We start from the raw sequence: 5601 nt of genomic DNA, 5'->3' as shown, positions 1-5601 counted from the left end.
CGGTGAGGTCGCGGCCGGCGAGGCCCGCCTCGCGCAGGGCGGTGCGCAGGCGGGGCATGCCGAGGGCGCGCTGGCGGGTCCAGCCGAAGTCGATGGGGAGCAGGCCGGGGACGAGGACGCTGACGGTCCTCAGGCCCAGCGCCCGCTGTTCGGGCATGGTCTGGTCGACGACGACCACGTCGAAGCCGGCGCCGGTGACGGCGTCCACGCACCGGGCGAGGTCGTCCCGCAGGCGCCGTCGCACCGCCCGACGCTCCCCCGGCCGCGCCACCCGCGGTCGCACCGGCCGCACCGCTCGCCGCGCCGCCCACCACCGGCTGCACCGCGAGCGCCGCCGTGCCGGCCGCGATCCCGCCGCCGACGGGCAGGGGGTGCCGCAGCGCGGCGACGCCGACCAGCCCGAGGACGAGCGGCGCGACGACGGCGCGCATGCCGTGGTTGACGTCGCCGAGCTCGAGGACGAGTGCGCGGCAGTCGCCGCACTCCTCGAGGTGCCGCTCGACCTGCGTCGTGTCCCGCGTGCCGAGGCCGCCGCGCACGTACGACCCGAGCTTGCCGGCGACGCCGCGGCAGCCGCCGTCGAGCGGGTCGTGCAGGTGCTGCTGGAGGTAGGCCTGGCGCAGGCCCTCGCGCGCCCGGTAGGCGAGCGCCGCGGTGCTGTTGGCGGTGAGCCCCAGCACGGGCGCGATCTCCGCGGGCGTGAGCCCCTCGACCTCGGAGTGCCACAGCACCGCCTGCCACCGCTCGGGCAGCGACCGGAAGGCGCGGGCGACGACGCTGCGCTCGAACCCGGCGAGCGCGGGGCCCTCGGCGGCCTCGACGGGCGTCGCGGCGGTCTCGAGGGTCGCGACGTCGTCGGTCGGCTCGACGCGACGGCCCTGCTTGCGGTGCACGGTCGCGGTGCGCCGCACGGCGGTGAAGAGGTACGCGCGGAACGCGACCTCGGGACCGGCGCCGCCGCGGATCGCTCGGTGCACGGCGGCGAACGCGTCGGCCACGACGTCCTCGGCGTCGGCGGTCGAGTCCGTGTACTGCCGGGCCACGACGAGCGCGGCGCCGGCGTGCCGCTCGTAGAGGCGTCCGAAGGCCTCGGACCGGCCGGCGCGGGTGGCGCGCAGGAGCGCGGCGTCGTCATCGTCGATGACACCGTCCGTGCCCGCGTCTGCTACCACGCCGGGACCCCCGTCGAAGCCTGGTTCCGACGGCAAGCGTGCCATAACCGACTCATCGGATGAACCCGACGGATCTCCGGTGGACACCCGCCGTCGCCTCACGCGCGGCGGACCCCGGCCCGCCCACGTCCGGACCAGCACGGACGCGGACCTGGACGCCGGACGGGTGAAATGACCGTCCGCTGGGCCGACCGGGTGAGGAACGGCAGATCGGTCTCCCGACCGGCGTCATACCCCGCGGGGTGCGCCCTCTCATCCGGTGTGACGACCCACATCGGCAAGGACGGGCGCGCGCTCCCCGAGGGCCTGCGCGAGCGGTGGCGCGAGCGCAGCGTGGGCTCCGTGTGGCGACGGCCGTCCGACTGGTACCACCCGGCGGTGGACGCGCTCGTCGGCGCCGTGCTGCAGGACGCGGACCCGTCGACGCCCGCGTGGGACCTCGGCCGCGCGCGCGGGGAGAACGGCGTCGGCATCGGCGAGGCCGTCGACGACCTCGTGTGCCTCTACCGGTCGACCGGTCGGGCCGACCCGCCGATGGACGCGGTGCGCGCGCTGAACGAGGGCTGGGCCGACGCGCAGGCGGAGCTGGTGGTGGCGGGGTCGTGCGTCGACGCGGAGACGGGCCTGCCGACGCGCCAGTACCTGGGGGTGCGGCTCGCGGAGGCGTACCTCGCGGCGGAGCAGCGGGACGTCGACCCGGCGGAGCTGCACGGCCTCGCGGTCGTCGACGTGGCGGCCGGCGAGGTCACCGGGTTCCTGCGGGCGGCGCGGTCCGCGGCCGTGGGCGCGGCGCTGCGGTCCGTGTTCGGCACGGGGCACCCCATGGCGACGCTCGGCGGCGGCGTGTTCGTCGTCCTCACCCGCGCCGACGACGACCTGGACGCGCAGGTCGCCGCCCTGCGCGCCGACGTCGCCGCGCGCAGCCGCGACGTGGACGTCCGCGTCGCGACGCGCCAGCCCGTCCGCGTGTGGCACGAGCCGCTGCCGGGCACGCACGCCGGGGCGCTGCACCGCCTGTCGGTGCTGGCGCGGCCCGAGCCGTGGACCGGCATCCCCCGGCCGGCCGGCCCGCCCGACCTCGGCGACCTCGGCGACGACCTCGGCGGCGACGACCTGACCGGATGACGACGCGCGGGTCCGTGCGACGCCGCTGGTCGGGCGGCGGCCGGTCGCCACGTGACCCGGTCATGACCGGATCCCGACCCTGGGCGCGACACCGCGTGCACGGGAGGGTTACCGTCCTTGCATGCCTCCGGCCGACGTCGCCCCGACGGACCCGGCACGCGCTGCCGACGTCCCGGGCCGGCTGCTGACCTCCGGCGCCTCCGCGGACATCTACGCGGTCGACGACGACCGGGTCCTGCGCCGCTACCGCGACGGCCGTGACGTGACGCCCGAGCGCCTGCTGCTCGACCACCTCGCCGCGCACGGCTTCCCGGCGCCGCGCGTCGACGACGCGTCCGGGGCCGACCTCGTCATGGAGTGGCTGCACGGCCCGACGATGCTCCAGGCCCTCGGCGCCGGCGAGATGTCGCTGCACGACGCGGGCGAGCTCCTCGCGGACCTGCACCGGCAGCTGCACGCGATCCCCGCGCCCGAGGGCTGGCGCCCGGTCGGCGGCGCGGCCCCCGGGCCGACGGTCGTGCACCTGGACCTGCACCCCGGCACGGTGGTGCTCACCGAGCGCGGCCCGTACGTCGTCGACTGGTCGCACGCGCGCCCCGCGACGCCGGACATCGACGTCGCCGTCACGGCCCTGCTCATCGCGGAGGTCGTCGTCGACGCGGGCGGCGACTACTCCCAGGCGGCGCGCGCGCTGCTCGCGTCGTTCCTGCACGCGAGCGACACCAGCCCGCTCGCGGCCCTCGACGAGGCGGCGGCGATGCGCGCGGCCGACCCGGCCCTCGTCCCCGGGGAGCGTGAGCTCGTGCAGGACGCGGCGGTGCTGATCCGCACGCTCGTGGAGCTCACCGCGCGGGACTGAGCCGGCGGGGACGGCACGACCGTCCGCCGCGTGGCGGTCCGTCAGGAGTCGCGGGTCCGTCAGGGCCCGTCGTCCTCCTCGACGTCCTCGAGGGGGCTCTCCGACAGCCGGATGCGCTCGTGCGGCGTGAGCGCCGACAGCGACCGGCGCAGGGTGGTGATCACCGTCGACGCGACCAGCGCCACCGCCTCCGAGCCCCCGTCGTGCTCGTACCGGCGCAGCTCGGCGGCGAGCGCCCGGACCGCCGTGTCGGCGGAGCGCCGCCGGCCGGGCTCGTCGTCGCTCGTCGCGGCCTCGGCCGTCGTCGCGGCCAGCTCGCGCAGCGCGTCGGCCATGCGGGCGCGGAGCCCGGCGGGGAAGGCGCGCACGCTGGTGCCCCACGGCCGGTCCTCCGACATCGCCTGGAGGTCGTCGACGAGGAGCACGACGCGCTGCAGCGCCCCGAGGTCGTCGGTGCGTCGGGCGACCGCGGCGGCGTGCCGGCGTCCGCGCGGGTTGCCCCGCGCCGCCTCCCGCAGCTCGTCCGTCGCCGAGCGGGCGCGGGCGAGGGTGTCGGTGAGGTGGTCGCGGCCCGGCGGGTCGCCGGGGTCCTCGTCGTCCCCGGGGTCGAGGACGGCCGCCAGCTGCGTCAGCTGCTCGGCGCACGCGTCGCGCAGCGCGGCGAGGGCACGGTCGGTGCGGTCCAGCGGCAGCGGGGGCCGGATCGCGCTGACCGCGACGGTGCACGCCGCACCGAGCAGGAACAGGCCGGCGTACGACGCGGCGTACCCGACCTCCTGCCCGTGCCCGAGCAGCAGCACGAACATGCCGGCGACCGGGACGTACGAGCGGCTGTCGCCGAGCCACGGCAGGCCCGCCAGCAGCATGCCGAGGCCGACGACGAGCGGGATCGCGAGCAGGCCGGGACCCAGGAGCTGGTCGGCGGCGACGCCCAGCACCGCGCCGAGCAGGATCGCCACGACCGTCCGGACGGCTGCCGAGACCGAGTGGACGACGGCCGAGTACGTGGTGGCGACGGCGCCGAAGGGCGCGTAGAACGCGTACTCGTCGACGCCCGGCAGCTGCCGTGCCACGACCCACGCGACCGTGGCGGCGACGGCGGCCTTGACCGCCATGTCGACGCGTGGGTGCCGCAGCAGCCGGCGGGCCGCCGCCCGGTCGGGACGCATCCGGCCAGTCGATCCGAGCGGGCGCGCCGCCGCAACCGGCACGGCCGTCGACCGCCCCGGCCGACGGCCGTGCCGTGGGGCGGTCAGCGCGGGGCGAACGTCAGGCAGTCCGCCAGGTCGTGGCCCGCGCCCACCCGGATCGAGTCGGCGTTGCACTCGAGGTGGGAGTTGTGCAGGCAGTCCTGACGCTGGCAGGCGCCGACGTGCGAGACGACCTTGTCGAGGCCGCCCTTCGCGCTCAGCGGGATGAACGTCGCGCACTGCGCGTCACCCGTGCCGCCGACCGTGATGGCCGCCGCGTGGCAGGAGTGGTGCTCGTTGTACGAACAGCCGTCGACCGAGCACTCGGCGACGGGAGGAAGCTCTGCGAGGGTGCTCATGCCAGACCTCCGAGGGGATCGGGTCCGTGCCGCAGCACGGCGTTCCCTCTCGACGGTAGACCTGTGTCGTGGGTCACGCCACCAAGGAAGGACTTGCTAAGCCGCAGGTCAGGGGCGATTTTCAGGTGAGGCTACCCTTCGTCGCGACGCTGAGACCTGCCTGAGGCGCGGTCAATGAGGGGGCCCATCCGAGTCCAGATTGCAACGAGGCTCCGGGCCACACTCCAGGCGCCGCCGCGTGTCAATGACCGCGAAGACCGACCACGCGTTCCTAGAGACGGTGCGCTCAACGCGAGTTGACGCAACGCATCAAGACTCCTGCGACACTTGCGGAGCACCGGTGCACCCTCGTCCCTAGGGGGATCCGCCAACTAGGGCGAGCGCCACGCGTAGCGCAGGAGCAGCCAAGCGAAGGTCAAAGCCGTCGCCCACCCGTATACGTCCGCAGCGCCGGCGCCAGGCAAGAAGTCAAACATCACCGCGGCGACCACGGTGACGGCTGTACCAAATGCGCCGACTTGCTTCATCGTGGGTCGCGGGCAGTCGCTCAGCAACGCCGCCAGAGCGGTGCGCCAAGCGACCGATGCAGACACTTCAATGTGGGGCGAGGATTCGCCCGCCAACGGCGAGCCGAGGACGCCGTCAGCACCCGGTCCTTCGGGCGCCAGCACAGAGTCGAGCCACAGGTCGAGCGAACTGGTCAGATTCGAGACATCAGGACCCCCAGCTGCGTCGATCGTTCCCTCGCCAGAAGGCGGTTCATCGTCCGCCGCGGGCCGGTGATCCAGCACGCCCTCGAGCATCCGCTCCGTCGACGGCAAACCAGCCAGCACGCTGTCCACCGCCAGATCCACCGACGACAGCGAACCCAGCACGCCCTCCAGCATCCGCTCCGT

At 75.5% G+C, this 5601-nt stretch carries 6 protein-coding genes and 1 pseudogene; 2 read left to right on the top strand and 5 right to left on the bottom strand.

What is annotated here, in order from left to right:
* On the bottom strand, positions 1 to 271 hold a 271-nt coding region (locus tag ACFUMH_RS15305; RefSeq protein WP_378207335.1), incomplete at its 3' end, for a YcaO-like family protein.
* Positions 272 to 515: 244 nt separating this feature from the next.
* Positions 516 to 1217, bottom strand: a pseudogene (locus tag ACFUMH_RS15300) (RNA polymerase sigma factor); the annotation flags it as partial.
* Positions 1218 to 1433: 216 nt separating this feature from the next.
* On the opposite strand from ACFUMH_RS15300, the gene ACFUMH_RS15295 reads away from it, so the two are divergent.
* Positions 1434 to 2297 (top strand): hypothetical protein, encoded by an 864-nt coding sequence (locus tag ACFUMH_RS15295; protein WP_378207330.1) that lies wholly within the window; start codon positions 1434 to 1436, stop codon positions 2295 to 2297.
* A 121-nt stretch (positions 2298 to 2418) separates the two neighbouring features.
* Positions 2419 to 3156, top strand: a complete 738-nt coding sequence (locus ACFUMH_RS15290) for an aminoglycoside phosphotransferase family protein (protein WP_378207327.1) — start codon at positions 2419 to 2421, stop codon at positions 3154 to 3156.
* A 59-nt stretch (positions 3157 to 3215) separates the two neighbouring features.
* On the opposite strand, the gene ACFUMH_RS15285 is transcribed toward ACFUMH_RS15290, so the two are convergent.
* From ACFUMH_RS15285 to ACFUMH_RS15275, 3 genes are all read right to left on the bottom strand, one after another.
* On the bottom strand, positions 3216 to 4325 hold the full coding sequence (locus ACFUMH_RS15285) for an aromatic acid exporter family protein (RefSeq protein WP_378207324.1): 1110 nt from the start codon (positions 4323 to 4325) through the stop codon (positions 3216 to 3218).
* An 83-nt stretch (positions 4326 to 4408) separates the two neighbouring features.
* Positions 4409 to 4705 (bottom strand): DUF1540 domain-containing protein, encoded by a 297-nt coding sequence (locus tag ACFUMH_RS15280; protein ID WP_378207321.1) that lies wholly within the window; start codon positions 4703 to 4705, stop codon positions 4409 to 4411.
* A gap of 371 nt (positions 4706 to 5076) precedes the next feature.
* A partial coding sequence (locus tag ACFUMH_RS15275) for a hypothetical protein (protein WP_378207318.1) occupies positions 5077 to 5601 on the bottom strand: 525 nt, incomplete at its 5' end.

Origin of the sequence: Cellulomonas sp. NPDC057328 (assembly GCF_042667215.1) — a bacterium.
In the GTDB taxonomy this organism is placed as follows: domain Bacteria; phylum Actinomycetota; class Actinomycetes; order Actinomycetales; family Cellulomonadaceae; genus Cellulomonas.
The sequence above is the reverse complement of the archived record's forward strand: the minus strand, read 5'-3'. Positions and strand labels throughout refer to the sequence as shown.